General features: G+C 40.8%; 13 protein-coding genes. 2 read left to right on the forward strand and 11 right to left on the reverse strand.

All coding sequences use genetic code 11. The features are described 5' to 3' along the window. Positions 1-16 precede the first annotated feature (16 nt). The 8 genes from WKT03_RS09360 to WKT03_RS09395 all read right to left on the reverse strand — a co-directional run bounded on the left by WKT03_RS09360 (position 17) and on the right by WKT03_RS09395 (position 10,720). Positions 17-1,057: a galactose ABC transporter substrate-binding protein gene (locus tag WKT03_RS09360; RefSeq protein WP_021944539.1), complete on the reverse strand. Its 1,041-nt coding sequence runs from the start codon at positions 1,055-1,057 to the stop codon at positions 17-19. Beyond that, on the reverse strand, positions 1,050-2,024 hold the full coding sequence (locus WKT03_RS09365) for a sugar ABC transporter substrate-binding protein (RefSeq protein WP_340391669.1): 975 nt from the start codon (positions 2,022-2,024) through the stop codon (positions 1,050-1,052). Before WKT03_RS09365 ends, WKT03_RS09360 begins: the two co-directional genes overlap by 8 nt. Beyond that, positions 2,011-3,789, reverse strand: coding sequence for a sensor histidine kinase (locus WKT03_RS09370; protein ID WP_243863416.1), 1,779 nt, complete (start codon positions 3,787-3,789; stop codon positions 2,011-2,013). The genes WKT03_RS09365 and WKT03_RS09370 overlap by 14 nt, the downstream gene beginning before the upstream one ends. Before the next feature lie 136 nt (positions 3,790-3,925). After that, a complete protein-coding gene (locus WKT03_RS09375) occupies positions 3,926-5,530 on the reverse strand; it encodes a response regulator (protein WP_021944542.1) in 1,605 nt (534 codons plus the stop codon). A gap of 245 nt (positions 5,531-5,775) precedes the next feature. Then, entirely contained in the window at positions 5,776-7,428 is a 1,653-nt protein-coding gene (locus WKT03_RS09380; protein ID WP_340391670.1) for a galactose/methyl galactoside ABC transporter permease MglC, read from the reverse strand. An 18-nt stretch (positions 7,429-7,446) separates the two neighbouring features. Continuing rightward, entirely contained in the window at positions 7,447-8,955 is a 1,509-nt protein-coding gene (locus WKT03_RS09385; protein ID WP_008402285.1) for a sugar ABC transporter ATP-binding protein, read from the reverse strand. 94 nt (positions 8,956-9,049) lie between these two features. Then, complete coding sequence (locus WKT03_RS09390) at positions 9,050-10,324, reverse strand: substrate-binding domain-containing protein (RefSeq protein ID WP_118675499.1); 1,275 nt, start codon at positions 10,322-10,324, stop codon at positions 9,050-9,052. Positions 10,325-10,519: 195 nt separating this feature from the next. Then, positions 10,520-10,720, reverse strand: a complete 201-nt coding sequence (locus tag WKT03_RS09395) for a Ferredoxin thioredoxin reductase subunit beta (protein ID WP_021944545.1) — start codon at positions 10,718-10,720, stop codon at positions 10,520-10,522. A 247-nt stretch (positions 10,721-10,967) separates the two neighbouring features. Here WKT03_RS09395 and WKT03_RS09400 point away from each other — a divergent pair, with 247 nt between their 5' ends. Then, positions 10,968-11,702, forward strand: coding sequence for a LytR/AlgR family response regulator transcription factor (locus tag WKT03_RS09400; RefSeq protein ID WP_340391673.1), 735 nt, complete (start codon positions 10,968-10,970; stop codon positions 11,700-11,702). A gap of 15 nt (positions 11,703-11,717) precedes the next feature. Beyond that, positions 11,718-12,992 (forward strand): sensor histidine kinase, encoded by a 1,275-nt coding sequence (locus tag WKT03_RS09405; RefSeq protein ID WP_340391675.1) that lies wholly within the window; start codon positions 11,718-11,720, stop codon positions 12,990-12,992. A gap of 130 nt (positions 12,993-13,122) precedes the next feature. Here the strand turns inward: WKT03_RS09405 and WKT03_RS09410 are convergent, their stop codons facing one another. The 3 genes from WKT03_RS09410 to WKT03_RS09420 form a co-directional block, all read right to left on the reverse strand. Continuing rightward, a complete protein-coding gene (locus tag WKT03_RS09410; RefSeq protein ID WP_117808614.1) occupies positions 13,123-13,608 on the reverse strand; it encodes a YaiI/YqxD family protein in 486 nt (161 codons plus the stop codon). A gap of 110 nt (positions 13,609-13,718) precedes the next feature. Next, entirely contained in the window at positions 13,719-15,053 is a 1,335-nt protein-coding gene (locus WKT03_RS09415; protein WP_340391677.1) for an ATP-binding protein, read from the reverse strand. 137 nt (positions 15,054-15,190) lie between these two features. After that, the gene (locus WKT03_RS09420; RefSeq protein ID WP_340391678.1) at positions 15,191-15,589 is read right to left on the reverse strand and encodes an SMI1/KNR4 family protein; all 399 of its coding nucleotides are present in this window, start codon (positions 15,587-15,589) and stop codon (positions 15,191-15,193) included. Between the last annotated feature and the right edge of the window lie 165 nt (positions 15,590-15,754).

Raw genomic sequence — 15,754 nt, forward strand, 5'->3', positions numbered from 1 at the left:
ACCTCCTGCTACATAGTTATTTTTTCAAAAACTCATCCACATTATTGACATCGACCTTACGGTACTGTGCCATATAATACCGTTCATCCTCAAGTCCTAATACGCTCACATCATTTCCACGGAACAAGGCTACTGCAATCAGTGCAATCTTTCTCGCCTGAGCTTCTCTGTCATTATAGACAGTTCCTTGCATAGTGCCAAGCCGAACAGCTTCCAACGCATCATCTAATCCATCGATACCGAAGATAACAGGATAATCACTCTGCATATATCCGACATTCTTATAAGCCTCGACTGCACCGAGTGCCATCTCATCATTATTGGAAATAACCATCTCTATCTGATCCCCATATTGACTGATCAACTGGCTCATTCGGTTCTCTGCCTGCGCGCGGTTCCAGTCTGCAAACTGATAGGTCAGTTTCTCAAGCTTCACACCATTTTCAAGAATGGTCTTTACCGAACAGTCTGTCCGGCTGATCGCATCCTGATGTCCGGCTTCACCTTCTAAGAGTACATACTGGATCTTACCATCCTGATTGCGATCCACCTCCGGATGATTCTTTATATATTCCGCAGCAATCTCACCCTGCATCTCGCCGGACTGTGCTGCATCACATCCAACATAATACAGCCTATCCCATTGCAGCAGATCCTCTCTTACCGGCTCTCTGTTAAAGAAAATCACCGGAATATTATTCTGTCTTGCGAGTCTTATAATATTTGACGGAGCAGTTCGATCAACCAGATTTACACAAAGTACATCGCATCCGGCATCGATCATTTCCTCCACCACTTCATCCTGTTCCTGCTGACTGTTATCTCCGCTTCTGACTGATACGATAACCTTCATATCACTTGCTTCTAATGCTTTCAGATCCTCCTTCAATATATCTGTCATTGCGTTGATAAACGGATCATCCGGCGTATATGTAACAACGCCGACCCGCAGAGTTCTGTCTTTCTGATTTTTCCTGCTGTCGCAGGATACCAGAGACATCATAACTGCCAATATGCATATACAGGCTATTATTTTTCTTGTTTTCTTTCTATTCATACGAATATAAAAACCTTTCTGTCTCTTCCGAAAACAGGTCATCCTTATAGATTACCCGTATCGCTTCTTCATGACTTTTTAATGTATATAATGGTCGTCCAAGTTCCTTTGCGATCTCATTTACACTCTCATAACCGATGCTGTACCCATCCGGTACAACAAGGCATTTAATCTTGTTGTAACCAAGCAGGGCAACGGACTTCATGCTTGTACCTACCCCATATATCTCTGCCCCTTTATAATACCCATTTTCAGCATTTTCACCGAGTGTATCAAGAGCTTCTGTATCCATAGCTGCTATATAATCAACCGCTTCCAGGGAATCAACCGCCTTACAGGTATCTTTACCGCTATTCTGATTATACGTCCAGACAAGCTCACAGTTATATCCTGCAAGTGCATCGGTAAGTCCCTTTACACGGCTGACACTTGCCTCAGTCTCTGCCCGTCCGACAATCACTCCGACCTTCTTGCCTGCCTGATTATCTGTATCATTTTTTATGATCTGCCTGCCGAGAGTATAGCCGATCTGATAGTTATCCGGCTTTATCGTTACAAATCCGATCGATTCTGTGTCATCTGCCATATATGCATCCTCCGTTATCAGAACAAAGGTCTCTTTCTCCGCCTGCAAAGACGCAAGCATATCTTTTGTATCTGTTCCGGGAGCAGGACAGATGATAAATGCATCCACGTCATTTTCAAGCTGTTCATCAATCAGCTCTTTTTCATCATCTGCACTTACGATCTCATCTGTATTACAGATGATCAAATGAATGTTATTTACCTGCGCAGACTGCTTCAGTCCATTAACCAGGCCTTCCCATCTGGTATTACCGGAGTCCGGAAGAATAACTGCCACACGTTTCTGCGGATTATCTTCCCGAAAAATCCGGTTGATAAATATACCGGCAATGGCAATCAGGATCAGCTCTGCTATGAGGAAAGTAATTCTATTTCTCTTCATCTGTCACTCTCCCCTTTCCATAATTTTGTGTTTCAAGCTGTTCCCGATTCTCCTCTGTATATGGAATAGCCGGTATGTGGATCACAATCCTCGTACCCTCGTCCGGCTCACTGTAAACCTCCAGACCATATTCATTTCCAAACATCAACTGAATTCTTGAATGAACATTGATCAGACCGACACCTGAACCATGTTTTGGTACTTTGTTATTATCTTTTAATATATTCTCTACAATGTCCTCATTCATTCCCATACCATTATCTTCTACGGAAATATATATATCGTCGTCCTTTTTCTCTCCCCGGATCGTGATTTTGCCGCCGTCATCCTCATCCATATTCCCTACACCATAATAAATGGCATTTTCAAGAATCGGCTGAACGATCAGCTTTACTGTACAGTACTCATTAATCTCTTCATCAATATCAAATTCGATCTGAAAACGCTCCTTATATCGAACTTTTTGAATATTCATATAACTTCTGCTATGTTGGATCTCATCCGATATTCTGATCACCGTTCTGCCCTTTGACAGACTGATACGAAGCAGCTTTGCAAGCTCTGAGATCATAAACACCGCATCCAGGTTCTTCTTTGCTTCTACCATCCATGTGATGGATTCCAGGGTATTGTAGAGGAAATGCGGATTGATCTGGCTCTGCAGCGCATCCATCTCACTCTTTCTTCGTTCCGTCTGTTCCCGTATGATCTCCTGCATCAAAGCTTCGATCTGTTCATAGGATTTCTGAACGGAATATCCCAGATGACGGATCTCGGACGATCCACCGATGTAGATATCTGTCGGACCACCTGCCTCATATGCTTTGACTGATTCATTTAACTTCAGAATCGGCCTGGATATCTTCTTCGAAATAATACGGTTCACCCCTAAAAGCATCATCATAAGAATGATAACCGTTGTAATAATATAATACCGGAACCGGTTGATGCTCGCGATCTGTACACTTTCCGGAACTACACCGACCACCTTCCATCCGGTATAAGCAACACTATTTACGATCACATTGCTTGTCCTGCCATTGACCGTAAGTTCATATGTTCCATCCTCATAGGTTGCTGCATCCCTATATTCTTCTTTAAAATATCCTCTGTCCATATCGGTTCCGCGCGGATGATAGATCATCTGACCATTACGGCTGCACAGGTAATAATAGATGCCATTTGACGCATCGTTGATCCGTGCCAATGTATCCTCTATCACCGAATATTTCATATCGACCAGAAGGACACCACTTCCCGGCTGCTCACCATCGTTGATATCAACTGAACGGCTGAGAGATACAACCCAGTAATATCGATATGTGCCATCGACAAACAGATTCTGGATATGCGGTATAGAGAAATGAATATTCTCGATATCTGCCTCTGCATCCTGATACCAGTCCTGCTCCGACGGTTCCACAGCATCCTTCTGTACCGTGACCGGTTCTGCCGTAAGAAGATTCCCTTTATCATCATATAGCGCCATACTCTGGATCTTATCGGCATTGATCTCATATAACAGACTGAACTGCCGGTTAAAATCCCGGCTGGAAATATCATATTCCTGAATAATATTATAATTCACCGCATTCGTGATCTGACGCACATTTAACAGATCTGCATCCAGCTTTTCAACAGTATTTTCCACCATATTTTCCGTATTCGTGACTGCAGTCTGCTTAATCGCCATCTTAAAACGATTATACAACAGCAGCCCCATGATAACTGTTGTAATGATCGTCAGGGCAGTAAGCACCGTCATAATGATCGACTGAATATCAAAACCTATAAATCTGCCGTGATAAAACCACCCCCGAAGACGTCCGATAATAGAACTTTCATTTTTCTTCTTTTTATTCTTTCTTATATTCTTCAACACGCTTCCCCTTATTTATCCTTTATTTTTTCAGATGCTCCGTTCTGTATTTGGATGGCGAAACCCCAAAACGCTTCTTAAATACATAACTGAAATAATTTGCATCAAGATAACCGACCCGCTCTGCAATCTGATAACTTTTCTCATTCGTTTCGAGAATCAGTTCTGCCGCATGATCCATCCGGTAATCGGTCAGATATGTTACAAATGCTTTTCCTGTCTCTTTTTTAAATACACTGGAAAAATAAGAATTCGATACTCCAAGTGCCGAGCACACGGTATCCAAGGAGAGATTCGGCTCCATATACCTGTCATGCACCAGATTCTGCGCATCTGTAACCATACGTCTCGATGTACTGTTTCTGGCATTTTTCAGCTCCTCACTGATGGCTTTTGCCGAATCGATCATCCACGCGGTTAATGTGCTTTCATCCATCTCCGGTACACGTTCGTATGGATTTCCGACATTACCGCAAAACTCATTAAAATCTATAAAATTATTAGCACAGAATCGATAAAATGCTCCCACCATCTCCATGATCGCAAGGTTATACTGGTTCACGGTCTGCGCATTATTATGAAGCTTCTCCACTTCCTTCCGCACCGACTGTTCAAGTGTCTCCGGTACTCCCAGATGAATAGCCTTGAACAGATCATGCATCTTTGTATCCTCCGGCTGGATCAGGATCTCCTGCTCCTTCGGTGCAATCTCACCAATATTGATCGCACGGCTCGTTCCATATAATACACGATAAGAAACTGCTTCTCTTGCTCCATCATAAGAAGAATTAACGCTGATCAGATTATCACAGACTCTTCCGATTCCCGCAGTCACAACAGCTCCCATAACACGATATGCCCATTTGCAGAATCGGTCACAGGCATCTGTAAATGCAACTACCATTTCTTCCGTTTCCAGTTCTATGATCATAAGTGCATTTCCCAGATATGTGAACATATGATTCTTCCATTCCGGTGCTAAACGATCCTTGATCTCATGCTCGACTGACATGGCAAGCAGCAATGGATTCATACCATCCGGAACATGATGCTCCGAGGTATGAAAGATCGCGCAGCAATAATACGGTCCTTTCATATCAATCTGATACGCTTTCAAAAACTTCTCGCAATATTCTTCATTTACACGACCCTCGATCAACGAAACAAACAGATTCGTCTGAAGCACCGGAAGGGAATCCTTCAGATAATTCTCAAGCTTTGTTACATTCAGACGTTCTTCTCTCTCCTTATCCAGAGTCTTTTTCAACCGTTTCATACATTCCGTAAGCTCCAGAGCATTGATCGGCTTCAGCATATATTCCTCTACTTCCAGATGAACAGCTTCCTTCGCATATTCAAACTCATCAAATCCTGTAAAAATGATGATATGGATATTCTGATATTCTTTATTCAATCTTCTGGCAAGCTCCAGTCCATCCATATATGGCATCTTGATATCGGTTATCACGACATCCGGCTGCTGCTTCTCCACAAGCTCCAGAGCTTTCACGCCGTTTGTCGCACTTCCAACAACTTCAAATCCTAATATATCCCAATGAATCCTCTGTTCGATCGCATCGATTACTTCCACCTCATCATCGACGAGTACCACTTTATAATTATCCATATCTCATTCCTCTTCTATTCTTTCTATCTGTTCCTTATTATAACAAATCCACGTTCAGAATGAACCCCAAAATCCCGTTTTACCATATATATATCCAAATAAAATAACAGCGTACTCCTGATATTTTAAAAGCCGCTCCGTTCAGTCTGGAACTTGCATCTGTCAGCCTGACAGAAAGCACATCAAAGACGAACGGAGCGGCTTTTGATTTATATCGTTTTTTTGTGAGCGATTATTACATTTCCTTACTTCTTCTGTACATACTTGAGACAGTCAAGAGTTACAGCCGCAAGGATGATGATACCTTCGAAAATGAACTGAAGGTTTGTATCAATACCAAGGATTGTAAGTGAGTATGTTAATGATGTGAAGATAAGTACACCAGTTACAACGCCGGAGATCTTACCGATACCACCTGTAAATGATACACCACCAACTACACAGGCTGCAATGGCATCCATATCCCAGCCCTGTCCATAAGCGGCACTACCGGAACCTACCATTCTGTTACATTCAAGCCATGAACCGAATCCGTAAAGGATACCTGCAAGGATGAATGCGCCAAGTGTTACTTTGAATACTGAGATACCTGAAACTGCTGCTGCTTCCGGGTTTCCACCTACAGCGTACAGATTCTTACCAAATGTTGTCTTGTTCCAGATGAACCATACAACAATGATTGCTACGATCGCCCAAAGAATAATCGATGGGAAGCTGCCAAATGTAGGGATGAACATGGTAGGGATTGAAGAATCAATCGCACCGAATGATACACCCTTTGTTGCGTATGTTACTAAACCAAAGATAATCAGCATGTTAGCCATGGTTGAGATGAATGGATGCATCTTGTACTTCGCCATGAAGAAACCTGCGATACTTGCAAATACTGTTGTAAGAATTACACAGGCTACCAGTGCAAAAATTGCTCTAGGAGCGGCCGGAATATTTGAGAAATCAAAGATATGTCCGAATACGCCACCTGTGTTAGGGCCGTTATGCATGATGATAGTTGCTGTAACCATACCCATACCTACCATACGTCCGATGGAAAGGTCAGTACCTGTAAGTAAGATCAAACCGGCAACACCGAGTGCAAGGAACATTCGAGGAGATGCCTGCTGTAAGATATTCAGGATATTGGTAACGGTTAATAACTGTGTATTCTTAACGATTGGTGTGATAATACAAAGTGCAATGAAGATCAGGATGATTACGATATACAGACCGTTCTTATAAAGGAACTGGGATGTATTAAATGTGTATTTGTAATTCTCGATCTTCTGAGCCTGCTTCTGACCAAATGTGTATTTGGACATCCGTAAGAGGTCGATCAGATGGAACTTATGTGCAAATGCATCATGCTTTCTGTCCTTGATCTCCTGTAATCTGGATTCGTGAGACATCTGTGCATCAAATAATCTGTTCTTATATACATATTTCTCATCTTTGATCTCGTCTGCAGCGGACAGCTTGGCAAGTGTCTGTTCGTGCTCTGTCTTGATCGTTGCACGAACCTTCTCATAAGCTTCATTTTCTGCTGCTTTTTCTGCCTCGCAGCTTGCAACTACTTTATCATAATATTTGCTGTTATAATTCTCGGAAAGGTACTTTTCTGCTTCTGCGATCAACTTGGATACCTTATCCTTGTTTGCTGCTTCCACGCTCTTTGCCTTTTCAAGTCCAGACTTTGCTGCTGCAACTGCTTTTGCTCTCTCATCCTTTGATAAGTTCTTGTCTTCCTTCGCAATTGCAATCTGGTTCTTATAGCTCTGAACCTTGTCAGATCCGTCTACACGGAGTGCATCGATCTGTGACTGTATTTTTCCTACATATTCATCAATCGGCTTCAAAAGCGCTGCTTCTGCATCGGCCGAAAGGATCTTACTTTTATCTGCCATAACCAAAACTCCTCTCTATTACAAATATTTCGCACTAAGTCTTAATAATTCTTCCTGGTTGGTCTCTTTTGTATTTACGATTCCTGCAAGATGACCGTTCGACATAACACCGATACGGTTTGTGATACCAAGGATCTCAGGCATCTCTGAGGATACAACGATAATCGTTTTACCTTGCTTTGCCATATTGATGATCAGTTCATAGATCTCGTACTTGGCCCCTACATCGATACCTCTTGTAGGATCATCCATCATAAATACATTAGGAGAACGCTCCAGCCATTTACCGAAGATAACCTTCTGCTGGTTACCACCGGAGAGGTTTGCGATCATATCATCCGGTCCCATACATTTTGTATGCATGACCTTGATCTCCTCTGCGGTTGCACGAACCATATCGTCATGGCTAAGTGCGATTCCGCTCTTATAGTGATTCATATTTGCAATTGTTGTATTAAATGTGATATCTGCTTTCAGGAAAAGTCCGTTTGCTTTTCTTTCCTCTGTGATCAGGGCAAAACCATGATCCATGGCATCCTTTGGTGATGAGAAGTTCATCATCTTGCCGTTATAAAGTACATTTCCTGCTGCTCTTGTACGCATACCGAATATGGTTTCAAGGAGCTCTGTACGACCTGCACCTACCAGACCATACAGTCCGAAAATCTCACCCTTCTTAACATCAAATGTGATGTTCTGGAGCTTTGGTGCATACTTTGTTGACAGGTTCTGTACGGAGAGAACTGTCTCACCGGGCTCATTGTCTACAGGTGGAAATCTATTGTCAAGAGAACGACCAACCATTGCGGAGATCAGTTCGTTCATGTTTGTGTCCTTACTGTCTTTTGTCATTACCAGACTACCATCTCGAAGAACGGATATCTGGTCACAGATCTCGAAGATCTCATCCATTTTATGTGATATATAAATCAGGGAAATTCCCTGCTCTTTTAACTGTCTCATCATCTTGAACAGCTTTGCAACCTCAGGTGCTGTCAGTGAGGATGTAGGCTCATCAAGTACAATTACTTTTGAGTTGTAAGAAATAGCCTTTGCGATCTCACACATCTGACGCTGCGATACTGACATTTTCTTCATCGGCTGTGTCAGATTTACGGTAATACCGAGCTTTCTGAACAAATCCGAAGCTTCTTTTTTCATTCTGCCCTCATCGATCACACCGAGGGAATTCTTTGGGTAACGTCCCAGGAACAGGTTGTCCACAACGCTTCTTTCAAGACACTGGTTAAGCTCCTGATGAACCATTGCAACTCCGTTTTCAAGGGCATCCTTTGGACCTGAGAAGTTTACTTCTTTACCATCTAATATTATAGTTCCTTCGTCCTTCTGATAGGTTCCGAAGAGACATTTCATCATTGTCGATTTTCCGGCACCGTTCTCACCCATAAGACCCATGATCGAGCCCGGTTTCACATTCAGGTTAATGTGATCCAGAACCTTGTTTCTACCGAATGACTTGCTCATGCCCTGAATCGATAAGATGTATTTATTCTTATCTTCTGCCATATCTCTACTTCCCTTTCTTAGTAAAAGAAGGGTATCAAATCTTGTATCTGACACCCCTCTGAGTTAAATCATTATTGCCTGCCGATCCGTTATCTTATTTGTTAAGAAGTGTTGTGTATGATGCTGCATTATCTGTCTTAACCATGTTGATCGCAAATGCGTCATATTCGCCCGGGTTACCAAGACGGTTTGTAATGTTGGACTCTGTCTGACCATCACCACCGATGTAATCTACTTTCAGGTTGAGCAGATCATCGTAATTCTCAAGAAGTGGCTGGTATGTTGAGCTTAAGAAGTTATCTGAAGCGTTGTAGATATCAAGCCATACTTTCTTTGTTGGGCTCTTGCTTGAATCAAGCTGTTTTGAAACCTTGTCATAAACCTTTGTTGAATCTGTGAAATCCTGATAGTTTTCAGCAGTTACTGCTACATTTAATGCGTAGTATGATCTTTCTTCTTCGCTGTATCTGTAATCTTCACCTTCTGTTAAGCAGTTACCAGCTTCATCTGCTGTGCCAATACCTGTATCAACGTCTACACCATCAAGTGCGTTACGAAGAACTCTGAGTGTTAAGTAAGCCTGAACATCTGCATGCTGTGAAATTGTTCCGCCGTAACCTTCTGCAATAGCTGCTACTGCATCGCTGTTAGCATCGTATCCAAATGTAGGAACCTTGTTATCCTTTGCCCATGCATTGAACATTGACATTCCCATACCATCGTTATTTGAAACAACTACATCAATCTGATCACCGAATGAAGCTGTCCATGTTCCGATAGCGTTTCCTGCTGTTGCTGCATCCCATGTAGCACCTGCTGAGTTCTTCATTTCCTGTGAAGCAAGCTCACGGATTGTATATGTCTTACCATCTACATCAAGCTTTGCATCCTGAACAACTTTTGCTGATCCGTCTACGTTTGTACCTGCAGGTGTTGAATCAACTGCACCATTTGCATCAACTCCTGTGCCAAGTGCTGAACGAACACCACGAGTACGAGCGATTGAGTCATTGTGTCCGATATCACCGATTGCTAAAACGTATCCGATAACGCCATCACCGTTACGGTCGATTGTTGCTGCATTTGCTTTGATATAATCAAGTACCATCTGGCCCTGAAGCTCAGCACCCTGATTAGCATCGAAGCCTACATAATAAGTATCTTTGTTGAAGCTTAATGCTTCCTTATCAAGTTCTCCTGTTGAGCTGTTGGATGGCTGACGGTTGAACCAGCAAAGTGGCTTATCCTTGTTTGCAACTCCGCTTGAGCTACTTCCGCCTGATCCGCCTGATCCGCCTGATCCACATCCTACCATTGATAATGCAAGTGTTGCTGCTGCAACGACAGCTATAATTTTTTTCTTTCTCATATTTCATTCCTCCTGTTTGTACATTTTGTTTATTTTTCGCTCTGTCTCATTGACTAAATTCATTATAATGTGACAAGTAGAAAGAAAGAATAGAATATTTTTGGATTTATTATCAATTTTTTTGGATTTATTAATATTTTAATGTTTATTTTGACGAACAGGTTTGTCTGTTCTAATAATAATTCATATATTAGTTTACTTTTCTTTGTAATATAACTGACAATGGCAGTATCCCTCAAACTCCGGATCATTGATCTGATCCCGGAATTCCTTACAGATACATTTATTCTCCGGTATTTTTTCAAGCCTGCACGGACAATATCCATCCTTCCTTTTTAGTCCTTCTTTTACAGCTGCAACTATTTCTGTATTATCATTGAATCGTACTTTTCCCATTATTAATCCTCCATTGATCTGAATTCTCTTGATATTTTCAGTCTATCATGAAGCAGCTCCGCATTCTACAACAGATTTCATTTTTTTGCATCCGCTACATGAAATGTCACTATATGTGCATGAAATGTCCGTCGATTTGATCAGAACTATGCTATAATGAACTCAGGTCAATGAGTACGCCTGTACAAATGACGATCAACGACCGGCTTATCATATATTTGTTAAGCCATGATAAGGAGTAGATTTTTTGATACATATAGCGATTTGTGACGACAGCAAACAGGAACGGCAGATACTGGCAGCGCTTTTCAAACGATATCAGGAGCTTCATGCCACACCGCTTCAGATTCATATATTTCAAAATGGCTTCTCATTACTAGATGCCATTGATCAGGGAAAACGATTTGATATTACGATCCTGGACATTTTAATGCCAGGAGAGAACGGAATTGAAATTGCGAGAAATATCAGAGCCTCCGGAACAGATACCGAAATCATATTCCTGACAAGTTCTCCGGAATATGCGGTAGACAGCTACGAAGTAAAAGCCCAGAACTATCTGTTAAAACCGGTAACCGAAGAAAAATTTTTTGCCTCCATAGATTCCATTCTTGCCGAACTGGATGAGAAAGATACCGCAAGCTTCATCATTTATACGACAGAGAAGCAGTACAGCCGGATCCGGGTATCCTCTCTGGTCTATGGTGAGGTCACACACAGAACCATCACCTTACATCTGGCAGATCAGACCATAATCTCTGCCGTAATGACCTTTACGGAATTTCAGGATATTCTGAAAGCCTATCCGGACTTTATATATCCACACCGTTCTTATGCGGTAAATATGCATTACATTCAATATGTTACGAAAAGCGATATCATCCTGACAGACGGTCAGAAGATTCCACTTTCCAGAAATAACTACACGAAGATTTCGGAACAGTTTTTAAATTTTGCCTATACAAACTCTTTTGGGAAATAATAAGGAGACAATGATATGAGTTTTCTCTGCGACAGTATTTATTTTATTACCGTATTCCTCTTTGGTACAGTAGCAAGCGTATGTTTTACCGGTGTTCCTTTTAACCGGAAAAACATACTCACTCTGTCTGTTTTCTGTGCCCTCGACGGAATACTTCAGATCATTTCTTTCGCAGTCTTCGGACAGGAGATTTCCCGAGGGCTGTATCCGGTCGTTGTACATCTTCCGTTGGTGCTTTTTCTCTGGCTGATATACAAATGCTCATGGATCACTTCGATCGTCAGTGTCTTGACTGCCTATATGTGTTGTCAGATCCCTCTCTGGTGCGGGCTGGCGGTTCGCTTATTTTCTGACAATAAGATCATCTATACGATCGTTTATGTAGGATGTGCCTTTGTAACCTTTTATTTCCTATACCACTATGAATCAAATCTGGCGCAGCATTTTATGCCAAAAGCAAATAAATCCGTCTATATTCTTGGCATCCTTCCTCTCTGCTACTATCTTTTCGATTATGCCTCTACGATTTATACCGATATGCTTTATACCAGCAACGAATTTGTAGTTCAGTTTATGCCGTCCATTTGCTGCATTTTCTATTTTGTTTTTATCTTTTATTATTATCATAAACTGGAAGAACAGGAACAGGCAGAACGCCTGGCAGAATCTCTTCATATGCAGCTTACACATGCTGCCATTGATCTGAATCATATGCGCACCATGCAGACACAGGCAGCCTCCTACCGTCATGATATGCGCCATCATTTTACTTATTTGCAGGCACTTGCAGGAACCGGGAATCTGGATAAGATTCAGGAATATATACAAACCGCCCAATCCGACTTAGATGCGATCACTCCAAAACGCTTCTGTTCAAACGAGCTGATCAATCTGCTTCTGTCCGCCTATGATACCAAAGCGGAATCAGAGGGCATCTCCCTGCTGGTTCAGGCTTCTATCCCTGCGGAACTTCCTCTGTCCGACACAAAGCTATGTGCGATTCTGTCAAATGCTCTGGAAAATGCGCTCCATGCATCGATCGAAACAGAGGAAAAATTCATACAGGTTCAGCTCGCCGAACGGAATCAGACGCTTCTGATCCAGATCAGCAATCCGTTTATCGGAACGGTTGCTTTTCAAAATGGGCTGCCTGTCTCCACGCAGACAGGACATGGTTTCGGAACTAAGAATATTGCTGCGATCACAGACTCCTATCATGGTCAGTTCCAGTTCTTTGCAAAAGACGAGATCTTCACCGTCAGAGTATTACTGCCGCTGGTGGAAACCTGATACTTCTTACTCTGTCCGTCCGAAAAGCTCATATATGATCACATCACGCTATGATCAGCAACCAGCCATCATTCTCAGCTTCATTTTTCCATTTTACAAACAAATATACAATATAGAAATAGCCATGCAACTATTTTCTTTGTTCATCATTTTCCTTCGAACTGCCTTCATTTGCCTTTGCCATCCGTATGAGTTTTTCAAAGGATTGAGCAAAACGTAAATCATCATCTTCTGTACGTTTCCTCGGTCCTTTCATATGATGCTTATGAGAACTTCGCCTTGCTTTCTTGTTAAGATGCCGTTCCATCAGCATCTGGTCAATATTTTCATTTGTATACCACTTACCGGATTGATGAATGGCATATGCTCCTTTACCAAGTGCCATGGCAGCAACGCCATAATCCTGTGACACTACGATATCCCCTTTATGGCATATGCTGATCAGCTTATAATCTACTGCATCCGCACCGGCACCAACCACTATAACTTCACTGTAATCAGAATACAGCACATGGTTCGTGTCACACAAAAGTGTAGTTGGTATATTATATTTTTCTGCGATCGTCTCAACAATGTCCACTACCGGACACGCATCTGCATCAACAAATATCTGCATTATTATTTCTCCATCTAAATCATCCTTATCAGCCTTCACCCACTTAAGAAAAGCCTTATTCGCAAAATCAAATAAGCCTAATGAAATTCCATAAAGATTACACTATACTTTTAATCCAATTTTTTTACAAATGCCTTAATCATAAATGCACAGAAATACGGAAACGTATATATATTGTTTACATATCCAACATTAAAATCACCAAGCTTAATTCCGTTTTTTATATCACTGTAATTTTCATTTTTTATCAGCGAAGACAAAGATTTTGATCTGGCGTTGTTTGATTTAACTTCTACCGGCAGCAACTCACTTTTTGATCTGACAAAAAAATCTTCCTCTAAAGTTGAGTTTTCTTTTTTATAGTAAAATAACCCCAATTTCTGTTTAATAAAGGCTTCAGCTACAAAATTTTCATATAACGCGCCCTTATAAACACCAAGGTTCTTATTTACACGTAAATCCTCCTGTGCTTCTTCATCAAGTGCAGAAATCAGTAATCCCGTATCCGGATAATACAACTTAAATTTTCCTTCATCTACATTTCCTTTAAGTGGCAGCTCAGGATACCCAAGGCACTGACACTCTATAATAACTCCTGCATCAATTAACCATTCAATGCAACCGGTATATTCCCTTGATCTGGCATTTTTATCTATTTTATTAAACTGAAACTTCTTATTTTCTTTCGCTAACTGAGAGGGCACACTTCTATATACACTTATGATTTTTGCCTGATCCAGCCCTTCTGCATATTTACGAACATCCTCCTCATAATCAAGCCTGATCTGTTCTTGCACAGCAGTCGATCCGGAAAATGTACCTGTTTCTATATACCCTCTGATTACATCCGGCATTCCACCTAATACACAGTAATCCAGAAACAATGCCTTATATACATTTAATTCCGTTTCGTTAAATGGCTTGAGCTCAATCATATGCCTTAAAATGTCATCTATGTGTTCCTGCGTATATCCTTTTGCCCACAAAAATTCTTCAAAGTCCATAGAATACATTTCATAATCCGTTTTGTTTCCAACGCTATTACTATGAATCTTCTTATAATTAATCCCAAGCATAGAACCACTGCAAATAATATCGAACCTTCTGTCTATATTAAATGATTTCAAACATGTGGCTACATCCGGATATTCCTGTATTTCATCAAAAATTATAACTGTCTCCCCAGGAACAAATTTCAAATTTGGATCAACCAAAGAAATATTCTTTATTACCGTGTCTACATCATAGCCATCACTTACAATTGCACGAAATCTTTTATCCAACACAAAATTTATATATACAACATTTGCATAGACATTACCTGCAAAATGTAATATAGACTCTGTTTTTCCAATCTGTCTTGCACCTTTTATGATTAATGGTTTATGCGATATATCTTCTTTCCAATTCAAAAAAAAGTCATCTATTTTTCTCTTAAAATACATACTTCTACCTCCTCACAGAATACTATATCACATAATTATAGCTTTTACTAACTTATTTTTCACATTTTATGAGTGTGTATAATTATTAAAATCACATTTTATTATTGCATTCCGCCTGTATCACAAATGGGACCCATTTACTGCTGCGTCCCTGCTTGCTTATTTATTTTTCTCCCTATCCTTTTTTCTTTGATTTTCTGCAATATTTCTAAATATCTTTCTTGAGATAAGATAGGTTTATCATCCATTAATTTTATTATTTCCTTAAGAACACACGCAAAATCATTAATCTCTGTTGTTTTCCCTTCAAATACCCGTACAAAACCGCCTTCATTCTTTGAAAAGCACACCACTTCTCCATCACCATTAATTTCCCCAATTATAACCAATCCTTCTGGTACATATTCAGAATGGAATTCATTCGGTCCCCAAAATGTTGCTATATTACCTGCTATACGACATTTTCCTGAAAATCTAAGCCACTCCTTATATGATTCTGGTATTTTCGCTCTGTTTCTCTCCTCCCAATTTATCATCTCTTCTTCCTAATAATATGTGGTATATATGATTATTTTTTTGTTCACCAGCCACATATTATAGGAAATGGAATTATGAGTCAATGCACTTTTGAATGATTACACTGTCCAAATGTTAGATTGTACAAAAAAGAAGACCGGAAACTCTCCGGTCTTCAGGGTTAA

It is taken from the genome of Coprococcus sp. HCN-4056 (genome assembly GCF_037892645.1).
Taxonomy (GTDB): domain Bacteria; phylum Bacillota; class Clostridia; order Lachnospirales; family Lachnospiraceae; genus Coprococcus; species Coprococcus ammoniilyticus.

Coding starts and splice junctions, on each gene's coding strand:
- WKT03_RS09415 (WP_340391677.1), bottom strand. CDS start 15,053: ATGTATTTTAAGAGAAAAATAGATGACTTTTTTTTGAATTGGAAAGAA.
- WKT03_RS09360 (WP_021944539.1), bottom strand. CDS start 1,057: ATGAATAGAAAGAAAACAAGAAAAATAATAGCCTGTATATGCATATTG.
- WKT03_RS09385 (WP_008402285.1), bottom strand. CDS start 8,955: ATGGCAGAAGATAAGAATAAATACATCTTATCGATTCAGGGCATGAGC.
- WKT03_RS09370 (WP_243863416.1), bottom strand. CDS start 3,789: ATGACGGTGCTTACTGCCCTGACGATCATTACAACAGTTATCATGGGG.
- WKT03_RS09420 (WP_340391678.1), bottom strand. CDS start 15,589: ATGATAAATTGGGAGGAGAGAAACAGAGCGAAAATACCAGAATCATAT.
- WKT03_RS09410 (WP_117808614.1), bottom strand. CDS start 13,608: ATGCAGATATTTGTTGATGCAGATGCGTGTCCGGTAGTGGACATTGTT.
- WKT03_RS09365 (WP_340391669.1), bottom strand. CDS start 2,024: ATGAAGAGAAATAGAATTACTTTCCTCATAGCAGAGCTGATCCTGATT.
- WKT03_RS09405 (WP_340391675.1), top strand. CDS start 11,718: ATGAGTTTTCTCTGCGACAGTATTTATTTTATTACCGTATTCCTCTTT.
- WKT03_RS09395 (WP_021944545.1), bottom strand. CDS start 10,720: ATGGGAAAAGTACGATTCAATGATAATACAGAAATAGTTGCAGCTGTA.
- WKT03_RS09375 (WP_021944542.1), bottom strand. CDS start 5,530: ATGGATAATTATAAAGTGGTACTCGTCGATGATGAGGTGGAAGTAATC.
- WKT03_RS09380 (WP_340391670.1), bottom strand. CDS start 7,428: ATGGCAGATAAAAGTAAGATCCTTTCGGCCGATGCAGAAGCAGCGCTT.
- WKT03_RS09390 (WP_118675499.1), bottom strand. CDS start 10,324: ATGAGAAAGAAAAAAATTATAGCTGTCGTTGCAGCAGCAACACTTGCA.